Annotated in this window: 20 protein-coding genes and 2 pseudogenes; 8 read left to right on the plus strand and 14 right to left on the minus strand. The window is 67.4% G+C overall.

Going from position 1 to position 18,751, the window contains the following annotated elements:
* The first annotated feature begins 1 nt into the window (after nucleotide 1).
* On the plus strand, nucleotides 2-1,231 hold the full coding sequence (trpB, locus tag BYZ73_RS12575) for a tryptophan synthase subunit beta (protein WP_112316213.1): 1,230 nt from the start codon (nucleotides 2-4) through the stop codon (nucleotides 1,229-1,231).
* 66 nt (nucleotides 1,232-1,297) lie between these two features.
* Here trpB and BYZ73_RS12580 read toward each other — a convergent pair whose 3' ends face one another.
* From BYZ73_RS12580 to pth, 3 genes are read right to left on the minus strand one after another with little or no spacing between them, the layout of a single operon-like run.
* A complete protein-coding gene (locus tag BYZ73_RS12580; RefSeq protein WP_112316214.1) occupies nucleotides 1,298-1,678 on the minus strand; it encodes a DUF2237 family protein in 381 nt (126 codons plus the stop codon).
* Nucleotides 1,675-2,730 carry a DUF2332 domain-containing protein gene (locus BYZ73_RS12585; RefSeq protein ID WP_112316215.1) on the minus strand — a complete coding sequence of 352 codons (1,056 nt, stop codon included), beginning with the start codon at nucleotides 2,728-2,730 and terminating at the stop codon, nucleotides 1,675-1,677. The genes BYZ73_RS12580 and BYZ73_RS12585 overlap by 4 nt, the downstream gene beginning before the upstream one ends.
* Before the next feature lies 1 nt (nucleotide 2,731).
* The gene (pth, locus tag BYZ73_RS12590; RefSeq protein ID WP_112316216.1) at nucleotides 2,732-3,418 is read right to left on the minus strand and encodes an aminoacyl-tRNA hydrolase; all 687 of its coding nucleotides are present in this window, start codon (nucleotides 3,416-3,418) and stop codon (nucleotides 2,732-2,734) included.
* A 93-nt stretch (nucleotides 3,419-3,511) separates the two neighbouring features.
* On the opposite strand from pth, the gene hmuQ reads away from it, so the two are divergent.
* Nucleotides 3,512-3,823 carry a heme-degrading protein HmuQ gene (gene hmuQ / locus BYZ73_RS12595; RefSeq protein WP_108023755.1) on the plus strand — a complete coding sequence of 104 codons (312 nt, stop codon included), beginning with the start codon at nucleotides 3,512-3,514 and terminating at the stop codon, nucleotides 3,821-3,823.
* Nucleotides 3,824-4,043: 220 nt separating this feature from the next.
* Entirely contained in the window at nucleotides 4,044-4,577 is a 534-nt protein-coding gene (locus tag BYZ73_RS12600; RefSeq protein WP_108023753.1) for a hypothetical protein, read from the plus strand.
* Nucleotides 4,578-4,649: 72 nt separating this feature from the next.
* Here the strand turns inward: BYZ73_RS12600 and BYZ73_RS12605 are convergent, their stop codons facing one another.
* From BYZ73_RS12605 to BYZ73_RS12620, 4 genes are all read right to left on the minus strand, one after another.
* Complete coding sequence (locus BYZ73_RS12605; protein WP_108023751.1) at nucleotides 4,650-5,264, minus strand: 50S ribosomal protein L25/general stress protein Ctc; 615 nt, start codon at nucleotides 5,262-5,264, stop codon at nucleotides 4,650-4,652.
* A gap of 138 nt (nucleotides 5,265-5,402) precedes the next feature.
* Nucleotides 5,403-6,566, minus strand: a complete 1,164-nt coding sequence (locus BYZ73_RS12610; RefSeq protein ID WP_108023749.1) for an alpha-hydroxy acid oxidase — start codon at nucleotides 6,564-6,566, stop codon at nucleotides 5,403-5,405.
* Between the two features lie 70 nt (nucleotides 6,567-6,636).
* Nucleotides 6,637-7,341, minus strand: coding sequence for an EI24 domain-containing protein (locus BYZ73_RS12615; protein WP_108023747.1), 705 nt, complete (start codon nucleotides 7,339-7,341; stop codon nucleotides 6,637-6,639).
* Nucleotides 7,338-7,916, minus strand: coding sequence for a nitroreductase family protein (locus BYZ73_RS12620; protein ID WP_112316217.1), 579 nt, complete (start codon nucleotides 7,914-7,916; stop codon nucleotides 7,338-7,340). The genes BYZ73_RS12615 and BYZ73_RS12620 overlap by 4 nt, the downstream gene beginning before the upstream one ends.
* A 94-nt stretch (nucleotides 7,917-8,010) precedes the next feature.
* Here BYZ73_RS12620 and BYZ73_RS12625 point away from each other — a divergent pair, with 94 nt between their 5' ends.
* On the plus strand, nucleotides 8,011-8,259 hold the full coding sequence (locus BYZ73_RS12625; RefSeq protein ID WP_108024427.1) for a DUF167 domain-containing protein: 249 nt from the start codon (nucleotides 8,011-8,013) through the stop codon (nucleotides 8,257-8,259).
* A 268-nt stretch (nucleotides 8,260-8,527) separates the two neighbouring features.
* Here the strand turns inward: BYZ73_RS12625 and BYZ73_RS12630 are convergent, their stop codons facing one another.
* Nucleotides 8,528-9,886, minus strand: a complete 1,359-nt coding sequence (locus BYZ73_RS12630) for a methyl-accepting chemotaxis protein (RefSeq protein WP_108023743.1) — start codon at nucleotides 9,884-9,886, stop codon at nucleotides 8,528-8,530.
* Between the two features lie 234 nt (nucleotides 9,887-10,120).
* Complete coding sequence (locus tag BYZ73_RS12635) at nucleotides 10,121-10,699, minus strand: hypothetical protein (protein WP_112316218.1); 579 nt, start codon at nucleotides 10,697-10,699, stop codon at nucleotides 10,121-10,123.
* Nucleotides 10,700-11,051: 352 nt separating this feature from the next.
* On the opposite strand from BYZ73_RS12635, the gene BYZ73_RS12640 reads away from it, so the two are divergent.
* A complete protein-coding gene (locus tag BYZ73_RS12640) occupies nucleotides 11,052-12,386 on the plus strand; it encodes a putative bifunctional lysylphosphatidylglycerol flippase/synthetase (RefSeq protein WP_146746294.1) in 1,335 nt (444 codons plus the stop codon).
* 228 nt (nucleotides 12,387-12,614) lie between these two features.
* Nucleotides 12,615-13,217 carry a nitroreductase family protein gene (locus tag BYZ73_RS12645; protein WP_108023737.1) on the plus strand — a complete coding sequence of 201 codons (603 nt, stop codon included), beginning with the start codon at nucleotides 12,615-12,617 and terminating at the stop codon, nucleotides 13,215-13,217.
* 83 nt (nucleotides 13,218-13,300) lie between these two features.
* On the opposite strand, the gene BYZ73_RS12650 is transcribed toward BYZ73_RS12645, so the two are convergent.
* A complete protein-coding gene (locus tag BYZ73_RS12650) occupies nucleotides 13,301-13,876 on the minus strand; it encodes a helix-turn-helix domain-containing protein (protein WP_112316220.1) in 576 nt (191 codons plus the stop codon).
* 107 nt (nucleotides 13,877-13,983) lie between these two features.
* Here BYZ73_RS12650 and BYZ73_RS12655 point away from each other — a divergent pair, with 107 nt between their 5' ends.
* Nucleotides 13,984-15,177: a benzoate/H(+) symporter BenE family transporter gene (locus tag BYZ73_RS12655; protein WP_112316221.1), complete on the plus strand. Its 1,194-nt coding sequence runs from the start codon at nucleotides 13,984-13,986 to the stop codon at nucleotides 15,175-15,177.
* Between the two features lie 8 nt (nucleotides 15,178-15,185).
* On the opposite strand, the gene BYZ73_RS12660 is transcribed toward BYZ73_RS12655, so the two are convergent.
* Nucleotides 15,186-16,151, minus strand: coding sequence for a pirin family protein (locus tag BYZ73_RS12660; RefSeq protein WP_112316222.1), 966 nt, complete (start codon nucleotides 16,149-16,151; stop codon nucleotides 15,186-15,188).
* 199 nt (nucleotides 16,152-16,350) lie between these two features.
* Between BYZ73_RS12660 and BYZ73_RS12665 the strand changes: the two genes are divergently transcribed.
* On the plus strand, nucleotides 16,351-16,545 hold the full coding sequence (locus BYZ73_RS12665; protein ID WP_112316223.1) for a heavy-metal-associated domain-containing protein: 195 nt from the start codon (nucleotides 16,351-16,353) through the stop codon (nucleotides 16,543-16,545).
* A gap of 282 nt (nucleotides 16,546-16,827) precedes the next feature.
* Here BYZ73_RS12665 and BYZ73_RS24155 read toward each other — a convergent pair.
* The 3 genes and pseudogenes from BYZ73_RS24155 to BYZ73_RS24165 form a co-directional block, all read right to left on the minus strand.
* Nucleotides 16,828-16,899 (minus strand): annotated as a pseudogene (locus BYZ73_RS24155) (hypothetical protein); the annotation flags it as partial.
* Nucleotides 16,900-16,930: 31 nt separating this feature from the next.
* Nucleotides 16,931-17,383 (minus strand): annotated as a pseudogene (locus tag BYZ73_RS24160) (Hint domain-containing protein); the annotation flags it as partial.
* On the minus strand, nucleotides 17,380-17,742 hold the full coding sequence (locus BYZ73_RS24165; RefSeq protein WP_181498046.1) for a calcium-binding protein: 363 nt from the start codon (nucleotides 17,740-17,742) through the stop codon (nucleotides 17,380-17,382). The pseudogene BYZ73_RS24160 and the gene BYZ73_RS24165, both read right to left, overlap by 4 nt.
* Between the last annotated feature and the right edge of the window lie 1,009 nt (nucleotides 17,743-18,751).

Consider the following 18,751-nt stretch of genomic DNA (forward strand, 5'->3'; position numbering starts at 1 on the left):
CATGCCCGATGACATCCTGAATTCCTACAAGACCGGCCCCGACGAGAACGGCCGGTTCGGCATCTTCGGCGGCCGCTTCGTCTCCGAGACACTGATGCCGCTGATCCTGGAGCTCGAGGCGCAATACGAGCACGCCAAGACCGATGACAGCTTCTGGGCCGAGATGGACTTCCTCTGGAAGCACTATGTCGGCCGCCCCTCGCCCTTGTACTTTGCCGAACGGCTGACCGAACGGCTGGGCGGGGCCAAGGTCTATTTCAAGCGGGACGAGCTGAACCATACCGGCGCGCACAAGATCAACAACGTGCTGGGCCAGATCATTCTGGCCCGCCGCATGGGCAAGACCCGGATCATCGCCGAGACGGGCGCCGGGCAGCATGGGGTCGCGACCGCGACGGTCTGCGCCAAGTTCGGTCTGAAATGCGTGGTCTACATGGGCGCGACCGATGTCGAGCGCCAAAAGCCCAACGTCTTCCGCATGCGCCTCTTGGGGGCCGAGGTGGTGCCGGTCACCTCGGGCCGCGGCACGCTGAAGGACGCGATGAACGACGCGCTCCGGGATTGGGTGACCAATGTCCGCGACACGTTCTACTGCATCGGCACGGTGGCGGGGCCGCATCCCTATCCGGCCATGGTGCGCGACTTCCAGTCGATCATCGGCACCGAGGCCAAGGCCCAGATGCAGGAGGCCGAGGGCCGTCTGCCCGACACCATCATCGCGGCCATCGGCGGCGGGTCGAACGCCATGGGGCTGTTCTATCCCTTCCTCGACGATGCCTCGGTCCGGATCATCGGAGTCGAGGCCGGCGGGCATGGCGTTGACGACCGGATGGAACATTGCGCCTCGCTGACCGGTGGGCGTCCGGGCGTGCTGCATGGCAACCGCACCTATCTGTTGCAGGACGAGGACGGGCAGATCCTGGAGGGGCACTCGATCTCGGCCGGGCTCGACTATCCGGGCATCGGGCCGGAACATGCCTGGCTGCACGATATCGGGCGGGCCGAATATGTTTCGGTCACCGACCGCGAGGCGCTGGCCGCGTTCCAGCTGTCCTGCGAGACCGAGGGCATCATTCCCGCGCTGGAGCCCAGCCACGCGCTGGCCCATGTGATGAAGATCGCGCCCGGGCTGCCGGCCGATCACCTGATCTGCATGAACATGTGCGGCCGGGGCGACAAGGACATCTTTGCCGTGGCGCGCTATCTGGGCTTCGGAATGGACGAGGCCTGAGGGCCGATCCGAGAGCGGGGCGCGAGCACGCGCCCTGCCGGGACCGGGTCAGGCGGGGCGCGGACCTCAGCCGTCGTCGGCGTGCAGCGTCAGCACCTCGAGCGGCACCACCTCCAGCGCGGCGCGATGGGTGGCGGTCAGCTTGACCCGCGGCGCGCAGCCCTCGTCATGGGCCTGCAGGAAGCGCGCGGCGCACAGGCACCAGCAGTCGCCCGGGGTCAGGCCCGGAAAGCCGAATTCGGGGCGCGGCGTGGTCAGGTCGTTGCCGACATATTTCGAATAGGCGAGGAATTCGGCGGTCATCACCGCGCAGACCGTATGGCTGCCGGCATCCTCGGGGCCGGTGTCGCAACAGCCGTTGCGATAGAACCCGGTCAGCGGCGCGGCCGAACAGGGGTCGAGCCGTCCGCCAAAGACGTTCAGCGAGGGAGCCTTGCGGTCTGTCATGTCCGTCCTTCCCTGTCGTCGGGTGTGTCTGCCGGGGTCCAGCGGACCCAGCGGCCGTGAAAATCGGCGCGGCCGACGGCGCGCGGGGTTCCGCCGGGCCAGAGCGTGATCCGAAGCGCCGCGCCGTCGCCACCATCGGCTTCCATCTCGACCCGGGCCAGCGGCGCGGTCTCGGTGGCCCGGGCGCCGGCCTCGGCGATCAGCCGCTCGCCCTGGGCGCGTGCCGCCTCGGGCAGGTACTGCCAGGCCACGGTATGAAAGATCATGTGCAGCGCGCCGGGACGCGGGTCCGCCAGCCGCCGGGTCAGCCAGGGCAGGGCGTCCTCGCGGTCGACCGGGGCAGGGGGCTCGGCCAGGGCCGCATCCGTCAGGCGGCGCCGGTCGGGCTGGTCGGGCCAGAGATAGGCCCGGAGCCGCAGCGCGCCCTCGGGCGTGTGTCCCGCGATCGGGTTCAGATCGACGCCGCGCCGGGCGATCACCCGGGGGACGGCCCGCGGCGGGGCGGGGCCCTGCCAGTCCGGGGCGAGGCGCAGCCGGGCATCGGCCGGCCCATAGGACCCCTCGGGCAGATCCAGCGCGTAGCGGTCCCAGTTCAGGTTCAGCCCGGCGCTCGCGCCGATCTCGGACAGCACCAGCGGCAACCCCGTTGCCGCCGTCAGCCAGTGACCCGCCGCGCTCAGCACCGCCGAGCGGCGCACCTCGTTGGTCTGGGGCGGGCTGTCGAGCCAGCGCATCAGTTGGGTCTCGTGGGTCGTGAAGGCGGCCTCGATCTCTGCCCAGAGGCCGTCCGGGTCGGGATCGACGGGCGGGTAAAGCGCGGCCAGACCGGGCGCCGCGCCCGACAGCACCAGCCCGTGCAGGGCGCCCGCGAGCCTCAGTGGCACCGATTGCCCGCCCGCGCCCAGCGTACCCTCCCAGCCCAGCAGCCGGTCCGCGACCGCGCAGCCGGGCTGCAGCCGCTCGGCCGCAAGCCGCAGAAGCCCTGCGGTGAAGGGCGATCCCAGCCGCGCGCAGGCGGCGGCCTGATCGGTGCAGGCGGCCCGCAGGTTCATTCTAGCGGAACCGGTCGGCAAGTTTTTGCAGGGCCGAGCGCGGGTCCTCGGACGGCTCGGGCGGCGGGGCGGCGGGTTTCGGCGCCGGTGCGTGTGCCCCGGCCGAGGCCCCGTTTCGCGCAGGCGCGATCCGCAGCGCCACAGCATTCAGAAACCTGGCGCCATCGCCCCGTGCCAGATCGGCGGCGCCGTCCGAGATACCGCGCAGCAGATCGTCCAGCCAGTCGCGGTCGGCCTTGGCGAAATCGGACAGCACATAGCCCGAAACCCGGTCCTTGTGCCCCGGGTGGCCGATGCCCAGCCGCACGCGCTCGTAATCCGGCCCCAGATGCTGGTGGATCGAGCGCAGCCCGTTATGGCCCGCATGCCCGCCGCCCGATTTCAGCCGGCACTTGCCGGGCGCGAGGTCCAGTTCGTCATGAAACACGGTCACATCGGCGGGGGTGAGCTTGTAGAACTGCACCGCCGCCTGCACCGCGTCGCCCGACAGGTTCATGTAGGTTTCGGGCTTCAGCAGGACCACCTTCTCGGGGCCCAGCCGCCCTTCGGCGGTCTGGCCCTTGAACTTGGCCCGCCAGGGCGAAAAGTGATGGTCCCCGGCGATCCGGTCGACCGCCATGAAGCCGATATTGTGCCGGTTGCCCGCATATTGCGCGCCCGGATTCCCGAGGCCCACGAAGAGACGCATTCGTGATCTCCTGCCGCTTGCTCTTTCGTCCTTGATGCCCTGAACTGCGGCAAAAGGCCAGAACCGGCCGGATCGGGAACGAGGAAGCGACCCATGTATCTGACGATGAACCGTTTCAAGGTGAAGCCGGGATCAGAGGAGGCGTTCGAGGAGGTCTGGAAGACGCGCGACAGCCATCTGAAGACGGTGCCGGGGTTCGTCGGGTTTCACCTGCTTAAGGGTCCCGACAAGGAGACCTACCGGCTTTACGCCTCGCATACCTTCTGGGAGAGCGAGGCCGCCTTTACGGCCTGGACGAAATCCGAGGCCTTCCGCGCGGCGCATAAGGGCGCCAAGGGGCCGTCCGACATGTATCTGGAACCGCCCGAGCTGGAAATCTTCGAATCGGTGCAGGCCCTGAGCTGAAGCGACCCCCTCGGGACCACACAGTGTCGCGGGGGGCTCCGAACTTCTCGAATAGCCTTCGGACTCAGTCTTGTAGAAGGGGCGCGGGCGTTGCCGACGCGCCCCGAACTGCGCGCGTTGCTCCGGGGCCGAGGGGGAGAAACCCTTTGGCAACGCCCCTGTGCCTACTCTGTCTGTCAAGCCCCATGGCTGGGGTCGATCCAGACGGCGAGGCATTCCCATGCGTGACCCGGTCCGAGTTCTCTTCCTGTGGTTTCCCCTGCACGGCCTGATCGCACTGATGACGGTCCTTGGCGGGGCCGGCGATGCGCGAGCCGTGCCGCTTGCGATGGACCCGCAGTTCGAGGCTGCCGTGACGGGTGACTGGGGCGCCGATCCTGCCACGCTGTCGGACGGGGTGGCGACGGCGCGGCTGCAGGCGGGCATCCTTTGTGCGGCCTGGGCGCGCGACATGATCGGCCAGCACTGGCGCCGCCTCGATCATGAGGATGGCCCAGGCACCTGGTCGGCAGATCGTCAGACGCTGTGGTTCCAACTGGGCTGGATCGCGGAATTCGAACGGCGCTATCTTCGGCCCCGGATCGACGCCGAAAGCCAGGAGGCGCTGCAGGCGGCCTGGTGGCCCGAGGGTGTCTCGACCCAGGCAGGCAGTTCCGAGGCGGCGCAGATCCACCGGTTCTGCCTGCGGCTGCCGGGGCTGTTCGGGTCGATCGATCCCGATGCCCCGCCGCGCGACCCTGCGATGCTGCGCTAGCCGCCAAAGCAAAACGGGGCCCCGAGGGCCCCGTTCGTTGAAAGCTTGCGGCGATGCGCCAGCAGCAGCCGATTACTCCTCGGCAGCCTCTTCCTCGTCTTCGGCCGAGCGCAGGCCCGACGGCGCCGAGATGTTGGCGATCACGAAGTCGCGGCCGGTGATGGTCGGCGTGGTGCCTTCGGGCAGCGCGATGTCCGAGATGTGGACGATGTCGCCGATGTTCAGCGCCGAGACGTCGACCGTCAGTTTCTCCGGGATGTCGCCGGCGGTGACCACCAGTTCGACCTCGGGCCGGACCACGGTCAGAACGCCGCCGCGCTTGAGGCCCGGGGATTTCTCTTCGCCCACGAATTCGACCGGGATGTAGAGGTTGATCCGCGAGGTGCGGCGCAACCGCATCAGGTCCACATGGGTCGGCAGGTCCTTGACCACGTCGCGCTGAACGCCGCGGCAGATCACCCGCACGTCTTCCTGACCGTCAACTTTCAGGTTGAACAGCGTCGACAGGAAGCGGCCGGCTTTCAGGCGCTTCAGCAGCTCGTTGTACTTGAGGTTGATCGGAAGCGGTTCGGCGCCGCCGCCATAGACGATACCGGGGACAAGGTTCTCACGGCGTGCTTGACGAGCGGCCCCCTTGCCTGTCCCCGTCCGTACCGTGGCGTTAAGATCAGGGATCTCACCAGCCATTGGTCTATTCTCCTAAGGTTGTGGGCATCCTCCAAGGGTGTATGCCCGATGAAGCCGTGCCCATAGCCGAGCCGGGGCCGGATTGGAAGGGGGAAAATGGGCCGCTGAAGCCCGGATCAGACAAGGTTCAGGCCCGGTTCAGACCCAGTCGCCCTCGAAATCCTTCGGCACCAGCAGGATGTCGCGGTCGAGCCCGGCGATATTCTTGCGCCCGCACAGCGCCATGGTGGTGTCGAGCTCCTTGTGGATCACCTCCAGCGCCCGGGTCACGCCCGGCTCGCCCATCGCGCCCAGCCCGTAGATGAAGGCGCGGCCGATATAGGTGCCCTTGGCCCCCAGTGCGACCGCCTTCAGCACGTCCTGCCCGGACCGGATGCCGCCGTCGACATGCACCTCGATCTGGTCGCCCACGGCGCGCAGGATCGAGGGCAGGGCGCGGATCGAACTGAGCGCTCCGTCGAGCTGCCGCCCGCCATGGTTCGACACGACAATGGCATCGGCCCCGACATCAAGCGCGCGCTTCGCGTCCTCGGCATCGAGAATGCCCTTGAGGATCAGCTTGCCGCCCCAATCCTCCTTCAGCTTCTTCACCTGCGACCAGTCGAGCCGCGGATCGAAATTGCCGGCCGTCCAGTCGACCAGCGACGAGGCGTCGGTGACGCCCTTGGCGTGTCCGATGATGTTGCCGAAAAAGCGGCGTTTCGTTTGCAGCATCTCGAGCCCCCAGCCCCATTTGGTGGCCAGGTTGGCCATGGTCGGGAGGGTCATCTTGGGCGGGGCCGACAGCCCGTTCTTGAGATCCTTGTGCCGCTGGCCGAGGATCTGCAGATCGAGCGTCAGCACCAGCGCCGAACAGCGGGCGTCCTTGGCCCGCTGGATCAGGTTCGCGAGGTACTCCTGGTCGCGCATCACGTAAAGCTGGAACCAGAACGGCTTTTCGGTATGGGCCGCGACATCCTCGATGGAACAGATCGACATGGTGGACAGCGTGAAGGGCACGCCGAACTTCTCGGCGGCGCGGGCGGCCTTGATCTCGCCATCGGCGGCCTGCATGCCGGTCAGCCCGACGGGCGCCAGCGCGACCGGCATCGCGACATCCTGTCCGACCATCTGCGTGGCGGTCGAGCGGCCCTCCATGTCGACCGCGACCCGCTGGCGCAGCCGGATCCTTGCGAAATCCGAACTGTTGTCGCGGAACGTCTGTTCGGTCCAGCTGCCCGTCTCGCAGTAGTCGTAGAACATCTTGGGCACGCGGCGCTTGTAGATCCGGTGCAGGTCTTCGATCGTGGTGATGACGGGCATGGCCTTCCCTCGCTTTGGTAAGGTGCCATTACCAATCGCCGGGGGCCGCCGCAACGGCGAAGGGTGGCGCTCAGGCCGTTGCAGGGCGCGCGACGATCAGGCGGTTCACCAGATGGGTGAAGACCGCCGCGCCCAGGATCGGGATGACGAGGTTCACCAGCGGCAGGCTCAGCGGCACCGCCATCAGCAGCCCGGCCACAAAGATCGTCGCGCCATGGCGGCGGCGCAGGTTCCGCGCGCCCTGCCGGCCAAGCCGCCGCATCGCCGCCATCTGAAAATACTCGCGCCCCAGAAGGAAGCCGTTCACCGCCCAGAACAGGAACGGCGCGAACGGCCCGACGAAGAAGTACAGCACCAGAGCCACCAGGTTGACCGCCAGCACGACGCCGAGAAATCCAAGGCTGTCGCGGATCTGGTCGAAGACCGGGATCGGGGCGACTGGGGGCAGGGTCGGATAGTGGCGTGCCTCGACCGCCTCGGCCACGTCGTCAAGGAAGATGCCCGTGAAGGCCGAGGCCACCGGCACCATCAGGAACACCGACATCACGATCATCAGCAGGAATGAGGCACCCGACAGGATCTCGTCGACCCAGTGGATTTCGCCGATCCAGGGCAGGGTAAAGCTGTCGGGGACCAGCCAGCCGATCAGGACGAAGATCACGGCATAGATCGCCGCCAGCAGCAGCACCGACAGGCCGACGCCCAGAAACAGCACCCGGCGGAACGCGCGGTCGCCGATCTGGCCCAGCGTCTTGAGAAAGGCGGTCAGGATCATTCGGACACCCATTCGGTGATTGCAGCAATGTCGGGGCGCGGCCGCTCGGGCGGAGCCGCCGTTTCGGTGCCGATATGGACGATGCCCACCACGGTTTCGGTGTCGGCGAGCCCCAGCCCCTCGGCCAGGAAGCCGCGGTCATGGGCGGGCCAGCCGGTCAGCCAGTTGGCGCCCCAGCCCGAGGCAAGTGCCGCGTTCAGAAGCGCCAGGCACACGGCGCCGGCGGAATGGATCTGTTCGATCTCGGGCACCTTGGCCGAGGACTTCGGCGCCGAGACGACGACGACCGCCAAGGGGCTTCGCGCATAGGCCGAGGCGGCCTTGGCAATGGCCTCCTCGGGCTGGCCAAGGGCGGCGCCCCGGGTCCGGACCAGCACCTCGAGCCGGGTCAGCGCGGGCTTTTCCAGCACGACAAAGCGCCAGGGTTCGAGCTTGCCGTGATCGGGGCTGCGGGCCGCGGCGGTCAGGATCGGGATCAGCGCGTCCCGGGTCGGACCCGGCGAGGCCAGGGTCTTGGCGGGGCGCGACCGGCGGGTCAGCAGGAAGTCGAGCACCTCGGGGCGCGGGTCTGGCATGGGCCACCTCCTCTTTGCGCCTATATGGCGGCGGTCGGGGGCGGGGTTCAAGCCCGGCTTGACGCGCCGCCGTGGCCGGGGCAGCAAGGCGGGCATGACAGATCTGACCCATCTGGCGGTGCCCGGCACCGAGATCGCGGTGCGGGTGACGCCCCGCGCCTCGCGCGACCGGATTCTGGCCGAGGAGGGGCAGATCAGGGTCTACGTCACCGTGGTCCCCGAGGATGGCAAGGCCAATGCGGCGGTAACGAAGCTTCTGGCCAAGGCGCTGGGCGTTCCGAAGTCCCGGCTGGACCTCGTGCGCGGCCAAACCGCCCGCGACAAGGTTTTCCGGGTTCTCTAGCGGCGGGGGCCGCGCCCGATCCTTCCGCAACCGTCCCGATCGGGTTGCCGCCTTTTGGCCGACAGGCTGGACCTGCAGGCGTCGTCGGGGCCGGTCTCTTGGGCTCAGACGCCTGAGGGGCCGCCATCCCGGTCACGACAGACTTCGTGCATGGGGTGCGAGACGATGCCGGGGCCGCAGAAGCGAGGCACATCAGGCGGGCAAGGCCCGCCCCCCAACCCGACGCGATCCCGGCCGGCCCGCCGCCGGGATCTTTCGCTTCTTGATCTCAGGCGGCGTTCGACGCGCGGAACGGCACCACCGAGCCCGCTGCCGGATACCCGTCATTGGCGGTGCGGAAGATCGACACCTGCGCCGCAAGCTCGCGTGCCTCCGACGCCAGGCCCTGGCTGGCGGCGGTCGCCTGTTCGACCATCGCCGCGTTCTGCTGGGTCACGGTGTCGAGCTGACCGACGCCGGTGTTGATCTCGTTCAGCGTGATCGCCTGTTCCGAAGCGCCCGACGCGATCTGCGAGATATGTTCGCGCATGCCGGACACAGCCTCGATGATCCGGGTCAGCTCGCTGCCGGCATTGTTCACCAGCCCGACCCCAAGCTTGACGTTTTGGGTGCTTTCCTGAACCAGCGCGCTGATCTCCCCCGAGGCCTCGCCCGAGCGCTGGGCCAGGGCCCGCACCTCGGAGGCGACCACGGCAAAGCCGCGCCCGGCTTCGCCCGCGCGGGCGGCCTCGACCCCGGCGTTGAGCGCCAGAAGGTTCGTCTGGAAGGCGATGTCCTTCATGACCGAGAGGATCTGCGAGATCTTCTTGGACGAGGTATCGATCCGTGCCATCGCCTCGACCGCGTCTCCGACGACCCGGCCACCGCTTTCGGCCGTGGCCATGGCGCGGTCGGCCGACTGCTCGACATCCTTGATGGCGCTGGCCGCGCCCCGAACCGTCGCCGTCAGTTCATCGATGGCGGCGGCGGTTTCTTCCAGCGTGGCGGCCTGGGTTTCGGTCCGCCGCGACAGGTCGGACGAGGCCTGGCCGACTTCCTGAGCCGTCCGTTCGACGATGCTGGAGACGTCCTTTACCGTTGCAATGGTGGTCGAAAGCTGGCCGACGGCGCTGTTATAGGCATCGGCCAGCGCGGCGATATCCGGCAGGCCCGATCCCGGCACGCGGTGCGAAAGATCGCCGGACTGAAGCCGTTGCAGTCCCTTCGCGATCTCTTCGATGCCACTGTGCCGTTCGGTGATGTCGGTCGCGATTTTGATCACCCGGGTGGTGTGGCCGTTCTCATCGAGGCAGGGGGCATAGGTCGCCTGGATCCAGATGATCGAGCCGTTTTTCCGGATCCGCGGAAACTGGTCGGTGAAGGATTGACCGCTGCCCAGACCTTCCCAGAACGCCTTGTAGGCAGGGGTCTTGACGTAGTCGGGGTCCACGAACATCGAATGGTGCCGCCCGGCGATCTCGGCCTCGGTATAGCCGAGGGCTTTGAGGAAGTTCGCATTGGCGGTGATGATCGTGCCGTCCGGCCTGAACTGGATCGTCGCCTGCGTGCGGTCGATCACCGCGAAGAACGCCTGCGCCAGATCGGCTTTATCCTTCGCCGCGCTGTTTCGCTGAGACCGGCCGAACATCATGAACTCCTCCAAACGCATAGGTTGACAGAGGGGGTAGATCGGAAGTGTTGCTTTTTCTATAATAATTATAGTTTGTAGTTAAATGGTTTATGGAAAGTCCCTTTGAATTCAGGGACATGTCTCGGAGGATCGGCGCTGTATTGGCTAACGGCCGTCGCACCGGCGCGCAACCGGACCACGTGGCCGGCGACGCTTGGGCTGCGCCCGGTGGACAGTGGGCAGGCCGGCGGCCTAGCCGCGGCCGCGCCAGAACAACTCGCGCCCGAACGAGTAGAGAACGCCCGAGCTGAAAAGCACCAGCAGCACGCCCAGGACCTTCAGCAACCCGGCGATCCAGGACAGGACCGGCCAGGCCGGCAGGGTGTAGCCCACGATTGCCAGCCCGAGGCCCGCGAGGCCCAGCACGGCGAAGTCGCGCGCCATCGCGGCGGGTGTTTCCCAGCCCAGCGTATCGAGCATGGTCCGTCTTTTCGGCCGCTCGGCCTCGCGGTCGAGCGCGGGGTCGCGGAGCGCGGGCAGCTGGACCGGCCGGTCCGAGAGTTCGGTTGCGGACGAGGGGACGACCGGGCCGGGCTCGGCGGCGGGCGCGGTCTCGCGACGGGTCCGCCGCGGCAGGGCGCTCATCCAGCGATCCGCGCGGTCCGGGTTGCGCAGGTACAGCGCGCAGCCCCCGACCACGGCCAGCACCAGAATACAGACCGCCGTGAAGGTCGGGCCGATCAGCAGCCCGCACAGCACGACAAGATAGAGCGCCAGCAAAAAGAGCGCGATCCGGCCTCCCTGGCCGATGAGCTTCCGTAGGGACGGCATGTTGCACCTCTCTGACTGATAGCGGGGGTTTCGGACTGGATATGGGGCGATGCAAGAGGAAATGTCAGTGGCGGTTTGCCGCGTGCTGGTCCAGCCCGAAAATTCACGGGAACAAAGCCGCCCGCCGGGACGGGCGCGGGGGCGGGGAGAGGCCGTGCCCGGTCAGGGGGGTGTTTTTCCTTTCGCCATCACCCGGGAATGACGCAACAGGGGTTGAGACGCCCCGAAACCGGTGCATGTCATAGTGCGCCGCAGACAGCCTTGCCGCGACCGGTCCGGCCTTCGGTCCGGGGGCGAAAAGGGATGGGCCCGGCCGCTCTGAGGCCAGTGAGACGAAAACGAGGGAGCGCGGGTGACAGAGCGCATGACAAGCCGGGCCGATCCGGCCCCGCGCGGGAAACTGGCGCGCGCGGGCCGCCTGCTGCTGACGGCGGCCTTCATCGGTATCGCGGTCTGGTTGCTGCGCGATGCCACGCACCAGATCGAGTTTTCCGAGATCACCGATGGCTTGCAGGCCGTGACGCGGACGCAGATCGCGCTTGCGGTGCTGGGAACGCTCGTCAGTTTCGTCTTTATCGGGGCGCTCGATCTGCTGTGCCTGAAAGAGATCGCGCCGGGTCGGGTGCCGGGGCGGGTGTCGGTGGCCACCGGGGCGGCGGCGACGGCGGTCTCGAACCTTCTGGGCGCCGCCTATGTGACCGGCGTCGGGGTCCGCTACCGGGCCTATTCGGTCTTCGGGCTGGGCGCCTCGCAGGTGGCGGTGCTGTTTGCCCATAACAGCCTTGCTTATTCGCTTGGGGCGCTGGTGCTTTATGGCGCGGTCCTTGCCGTGCATCCGGCCAGTATCGAGGGCGTTCTGCCGCTTTCGCCGCTGCTGCAGACCGTGATCGGTCTGTCGCTCCTGGCCCTGACGGCGCTGATCTGGGGGGCGATCCGCCTGCGCGCAGGCCGCCCGGTCCAGGTCTTCGGGCGGCGCATTCCGATGCCCGGTTTCGGCACGGCGGTGGCGCTGACGGGTGCGGTGGTGTTCGATCTGGTCGCGTCGGGGCTGGTGCTGCACGTGCTTTACCCGCCCGACCTATCGATCGGCTTTCTCGAATTCCTGGCGGTCTTCGGCATTGCCATCAGTCTGGGGATTCTCAGCCATTCGCCGGGCGGCCTTGGTGTTTTCGAGGCCACGATCCTGACCGCGACCGGGGCGCATGGCCGGGCCGATGCGCTGGCCGCGCTGATCCTCTATCGCGCGGTCTATACGCTCTTGCCGTTCCTGGCGGCCCTTGTCGCGGCCGGGGTGTTCGAGTTGCGCACCAACCGCGCCGCGCTCGCCCGGACCGCGCGGCGGGTCGGCGCGCGCCTGCGGCCCGCCGCTCCCGCCATCGTGGCGGGTCTTGTCGTAGCGGCGGGCGGCGGTCTGCTGCTGTCGGGCCTTCTGGGCCCCCTCGGACCCGAGATCGCCGTGCCGCCGGAACTGAGGGCGATGGCGCGGCCGCTGGCCATGGCCCTCGGTCTGGTGGCGCTGGCGCTGGCCGGGGCGCTGGCGCTGCGGTGGCGCAGGGCCCCGACGCTGACCCTGGCGGCACTGGCCGCTGGTGGCATGGCGCTCCTGGCCGAGGGACGTCCGACCGAGGCGGCGCTGCTGCTTGGCCTTGTCGCCGGGCCGGTCTGGCTGCTGCGTCGGCTGCTTTAGGCCCTCAGGCGGGCCCTGTCAGGCACGCGTAACGGGCCCCGAGGCGACCGCCAGTCCGCAGAGTTCCGGGGCAGGGAGAGGCGATGTCGCCTGTCAAGAGCCCCGCGCCGGTCTTCCCGCCCGGTAAAGCACGCCCTCTGTGCGCAATGGAACAGCGGTTGCCATTGAAGCAGGTTTGCGTTCGCGAATACATAGGCTCGAACCCATTCCCCCCTCAGGAGATCCCCCATGTCCAACAAGACGCTCGACCTGCTGTCCAAACGCCGAACCCAATATGCTCTTGGCAAGACCCTCCCGATCCCGACCGATGCAGTCGAAGAGTTGATCAAGGCGGCGATCCGTCACGCGCCCTCCTCGTTCAACTCGCAAAGTTCTCGGGCGGTCATCCTGTTCGGCGCTGAAAGCGAGAAGGTCTGGTCGCTGATCGAGGCCGAGCTGCGCAAGATCGTTCCCGAGGACGCCTTCGCGCCGACCGCCGCCAAGATGGCCGGATTTGCCGCCGGCGCGGGCACGGTGCTGTTCTACGAGGATCAGGACACGATCCGCGGCCTGCAGGAGCAGTTCCCGCTTTATGCCGATGCGTTCCCGGGGTTTGCGAACCATTCCGCCGGGATGGCGCAGCTGGCGGTCTGGACCGCTCTGGCCGAAGAAGGCATCGGCGCGAGCCTTCAGCACTACAACCCGGTGGCCGATGCTGCGCTGGCCGAGGCCTTTGGCGTGCCCTCCAGCTGGAAGCTGATCGCCCAGATGCCCTTCGGGTCCCATGCGGGCGAAATCGGTCCCAAGACCTTCATCGAGGATGACACCCGCTTCATCACTCTCGGCAAGTAATCCGGCAGGTCGATCCTGTCAGGCACGATGCGGCGGCCCCGAAAAGGGGCCGCCGTTTTGGCGTCAGGCGCCGCGCCCTTCAGTCAGGCGTCTTCGGGCGGTCCGAACAGCGCGGTTCTGGGATAGTGCAGGGTATTGTGGAACGCGGCCGGGCTGTCGGCCGGATTGCGGTAGCCATGCGCCCGGTCGGCCGGAAAGCGCAGCCCGTCGCCTGCCCGGCAGGGCTTCCAGAGGTCGTCCAGCAGCACTTCGACCGCGCCTTCCGTGACAAAGATATCCTCGACCACGCCGGTATCATGCGCGGCCGACAGGTGGACCTGGCCGGGGTCGAGCGTCACCAGAAAGGTCTCTGACCCGAAGACGGGGTCGAAGGGAAAGATCGTGCGCATGGCGATGCTGCCCTCGAAGCGCAAGGGCCGGGCCGCGGCGGGCGTGAAGGTGCCCGTGGTCTGCACCAGATCCTCGATCAGCGCGGTCAGGGGCAGCTGGAAGCCGCGCGCCAGCTTCCAGAGCGTGGCGATGGTGGGGCTCGATTCGCCGCGTTCGATCTGACCCAGCATGGCCTTGCTGACCCCGGTCAGCTCGGCGGCCTGCGCAAGGCTCAGCCCCGCCCGGGCGCGGGCGGCCCTGAGATGGATCCGGATCGTCGTCTCTGTCATCCCTGTCGCGGCTCTTGTGCGTTATAGCGTCCGGCCGTTATAACGGCCGAACCCGGGCCTCTTCCGTCACAGTCCTAGCCCCGGGGCACAGGAAAGGCACGAGCGGAATGATTTTCGGGCTGAAACTCTCGCATCTGGTCGCGGGCTTCATCGCGGTCCTGCTGGGCTATACCAGCAGCGTCGCGATCATCTTTCAGGCCATCGACGTGCTGGGCGCCAGCCAGGCGCAGGCCAACAGCTGGATGCTGGCGCTGGGGCTCGGGATGGGGATCAGCGGCCTGATCCTGTCGCTGCGCTACCGGATGCCGATCCTGACCGCCTGGTCGACACCGGGCGCGGCGCTTCTGGTGATCAGCCTCGACGGCGTGCCGGTGAACGAGGCCATCGGCGCCTTCGTCTTCTGCGGGCTCTTGCTGACGCTGACCGGGCTGACCGGCTGGTTCGAGAAGCTGTCGCATCTGATCCCCGATGCCATCGGCAATGCCATGCTGGCGGGCATCCTCTTCCAGTTCGGGCTGGGCATCTTCGCCTCGACAGAGGACAACCTGCCGCTGGTTGCGGTCATGGGCGCGGTTTATCTGGCCGGGCGGCGCCTTTTCCCGCGCTTTGCGATCCCTGCGGTCTTGCTGGCGGGCTGCGTCTTCTGTGCCGTGACCGGCGCCTTCGACAGCGGCGCGGCGGTCGATCTGTCGCTGGCGCGCCCGGTCTTCGTGATGCCCGCGCTGTCGCTGCCGGTGCTGATCGGGGTGGGCCTGCCGCTCTTCATCGTCACCATGGCCTCGCAGAACACGCCCGGCATCGTGACGCTGAGGGCGGCGGGCTACGCGCCGCCGGTTTCGGCCTGCGTGACGGTGACCGGGGTGACGACGCTGCTGCTGGCGCCCTTCGGGGGCTATGCGTTCAACCTGGCGGCCATCACGGCGGCGATCTGCGCCGGGCCCGAGGCGGACGACGACCCCGACACCCGCTACCGGGCGGTGGTGGTCGCGGGGCTTCTCTACTGCTTCGTCGGACTGATGGGGGCGGCGGTGATCAGTCTCTTCCTGATCGCGCCGAAGGCGCTGGTGGTCACCGTGGCCGGGCTGGCCCTGCTGAACACCATCGGCACCAGCCTGCATGCGGCGCTGGCGGCGCCCGAGCGGCGCGAGGCGGCGCTGGTGACCTTCATGACCACGGTGTCGGGGATCGGCTTTCTGGGCATCGGCGCGCCGTTCTGGGCGCTTTTGCTGGGCATCGGCACCGGGGCCGTGCTGACCGGGCGCCGATCCCGGACGCTAGCGCCGGACCGGCGCCCGGCCTGAGCGCGCATTTATTTCCAGTCGCGCGGGCGGGTCCGGTCCAGTTCAGGCGGGATCGGGATGAACTCGGCCTCGTCCCCCGGCGGCAGGTGGAACGGGCCATTGGCCCAGTCGGCGGCCTGCCAGTCGGCCCGGGCCTGGGCGATGCGGTCCTTCGAGGACGAGACGAAGTTCCACCAGATATAGCGCGGCCCCTTCAGCGTCGCGCCGCCCAGCGCCATCAGCCGCGCGCCCTCTGGCCCGGCTGTCACGGAAATCGCGTCGCCGGGGCGGAAGATCATCATGCGCCCGGCCTCGAACCGATCGCCCGCCACCTCGATCGAGCCCTCGGCGACATGGATGCCGCGATCCTCGTGGTCGTCGGGCAGCGGAAAGCGCGCTCCGGGCGCCAGCACGACATCGAGATAGAAGGTTTCCGACGGCAGCGTCACCGGGCTTTCGGCGCCATAGGCCCGGCCGAGGATCAGCCGTGCCTCGGCGCCGCCCGCCTCGATCACAGGCAGCGAGTCCTTGCCGTGATGTTCGAAGGATGGCTCGGTCTCTTCGCGATCCTCGGGCAGGGCGATCCAGGTCTGGATGCCGAACAGGCTATGCCTGGTGCCGCGCGTGGCCTGGCTGGTCCGTTCGGAATGGGTCACGCCACGCCCCGCGACCATCCAGTTCACCTCGCCCGGATAGATCATCTGATGGCTGCCGATGCTGTCGCGGTGTTCGAATTCGCCGCGATAAAGATAGGTGACGGTCCCAAGCCCGATATGCGGGTGCGGGCGCACGTCGATCCCGCCCGCGGTGAGGAATTCGGCAGGGCCCATCTGGTCGAAGAAGATGAACGGGCCGACCATTTGCCGCTTTGGCGAAGGCAGCGCGCGGCGCACCTCGAAGCCGCCGATGTCGCGGGCGCGCGGAATGATGAGGGTTTCCAGCGCGGCGCAGCCCGCCGCGCCGCTTTCGGGGTCCTGGGTCGGGTTCCAGCTCATGTCGGGTCTCCTGGCGGTCCTGCCCGCGGCGCAAGGCGCCCCGCGGCCGCCTGGGTCAAAATGTGGCCGACCGCCGCGATGTCCAGTCCCGGTGGCAGGGGCCGGGCGGGATCCGCGCCAGCGGCAATTCGGGGCTTGACCTTCCTGCGGCTGGAAGCTGCATGACGGGGGAAATTCCGGATCTCAGGAGGATTCCCAGATGAAATTCAGCGTGCCCGACATGACCTGCGGCCATTGCTCCGCCGCCATCGAGAAGGCCATTCTTCAGCGCGACCCGTCGGCCGAGATTTCCTGCGATCTGGGAACCCATACGGTCGAGACCAAAACCGCGCTGCCCGAGGCCGAGATCGCGGCCGCGATCGAAGACGCGGGCTATTCGGCCGCCACGATCTGACCGGCCGTTGAGCCGCCCGCAGCCGGGCGACGCTTGACGATCATGGCCCGCAACAGGCGGCCTCGGGTCTTGCCCCGCCTCAGATCGGTCGCAGGGGGTCACGGCATCGGCGCGGCGCAGATCGGCCCGGGGCAGAAGCGGCCGGACCCGCGCCGAGCAGGGCGCGACCAGTCCCTTTGCCCCGAGCCTGCGCGCGAGGCCGGGCATCCGCAGCATCTCGGGACCGGCATGGAAGCTCTCGCTCCAGACGCCATCGACCTGCACCAGGGCATGGGGGTCCATCAGAAGGTGGATATAGTGCAGCGAGTTGGGGCGCCGGTTCTGGATACGGGCCAGGCCCAGTTCTTCGGCCAGATGGCGGGCGGACCAGCACCTCGCGCCCGTCGGCCAGCATCAGCACCCCATGCTGGGGCGACGGGTGCATCCGGCGGTCGGGTCGTCCGGGTCCAAGCGCCGAGGGCTCCAGCACGACCGGGCGCAGTTCCGGATGCCGCGCCAGCGTCGCGGGGTCGAGATCGGTCGTCAGCACGTCCCTGACCGGGCACGGACCGCGATCGAGGGTCAGGACCAGATCGCCGGGCCTCAGTTCGGTCAGGGGCTGCGGGCCCTCGGGGGTCGCGATCCGCGAACCGGCCGTAAAGTACGCCACGCTGAGATCCTCCGGGGCGGTATACGTGCCGCTGCCAAGCGCGCGGGCCCGCAGATCGGCGGCGGTGATGTCGCTCCAGTGATAGGTCCAGTCCAGCTCCATCTTGTCGGCGGGGTCGCCGCCCGCGATGGTCACCTCCCAGATCTTCGGGTCTGCCGTGGCGGTAAAGACCAGATCGTCGGGGCTCATGTCGCCCAGATACAGATAGTCGATATCCGGGTTGAAATCCTGCACGTGGTTGGTGCCCGCGCCATGGCCGTAGGCGATGTACTTCGCCGAGCCCGAATAGCCGCCAGAAAGATCTGGTCGTCTCCCGCGCCCGCATCGACGAACGCGCCGCCATACTGGGCATGGATCGTATCGTTGCCGTCGCCGCCGAAGATGGTGGCGTTGTCCGAGGTCGAGTCGATGTAGTCGTCGCCCTCGTCACCATAAAGCAGATCGTCCTGCGACCCGCCGATCAGCCGGTCATTGCCCGCGCCGCCGAAGATCGTGTCTCCATAGGCACCGCCCTCGATCGCGTCGTTGCCATCGTCGCAGTAAAGCAGGTCGGCAAAAAGGCGTCGGCGGTGATGCTGTCATCGCCTGCCCCGCCATAGACGGTGCCGGTGGAAGTAATGGCTTAGAATGACCCAGTCCTTAGCGGCTTGTGTGTACCCGCTGATTCCTTCGAGCCGGAAGAAGGGGATGGCGAAGGCTGGATGGTTGTGAATTCGGCGTTGAGCGGTCCCCCAGTTCAGCTTAAAGGATCGCTTACTGGCATCGGTTGTAAGGAGGTCGGCTGACAGCCAGTCTCTCAGCGCACCTTCGAGTGCCCGAAGTTCTTTTTGGGTCGGTAAATCACCCACCGCCCGGCCATACCGGCGGGACCGGTTGTAGTGAGTGTGGCAGTAGGTGGATGCCCCATCGCGGCGCTGGTCGCACCCGTGGACGCCACAAGGTTGATCGGAGTTGACCGCCTTGAAGGCTTCGAGTTCATAGCGACGTTGAGCGCGATTGGCTGCCGACCGATGATGCCGAGGCACCTTCGGAAGAGGGTCAGCCATTTTGGCCAACCCTATCGTCGCTTTGCTCCCGTAGCGTGACCTTCCGACGCTTGGCTTCCTTGCGGAAGGTGGAGAGGGCGAATTGCGGGCATTTTGGTACCCGCTTTCCTCGCTTCGGATGGTCATACCAACCTCGGCTAGAGCTTTCCTGGCCTCAGAATTGTGCGGGTATAGAAAGGCTCGCGCATATTTGCGCCAATCGGCGTGCGAGATGCATAATTCTGCGCGGACATCGGAAAGACGGTATTCACCTTTGTCTGCGCTCTCAAAGAAATGAATGACGCAGATGGTAATGTATTTTACTTGCGTGGTTTCTTAATCAAAAAAGGTGCTGCCAGTTGGCCTCAAGTCAACCCAAAGTGAAACCAAAGAAATAACTGGCGGAGCGAATTGGCGTTTTACTGAGGAACTCAGTCATGTCAGACGCCCTCACGGGTGTCGTAGAGGTGCGAAAGGGGCGCTGTTGCGCAAATCAGCTGACGACCGCAGTTCCCCTTTCCCCGGACACACT

The sequence above is a fragment of the Rhodovulum viride genome (assembly GCF_003265965.1).
GTDB lineage: Bacteria > Pseudomonadota > Alphaproteobacteria > Rhodobacterales > Rhodobacteraceae > Rhodovulum > Rhodovulum kholense.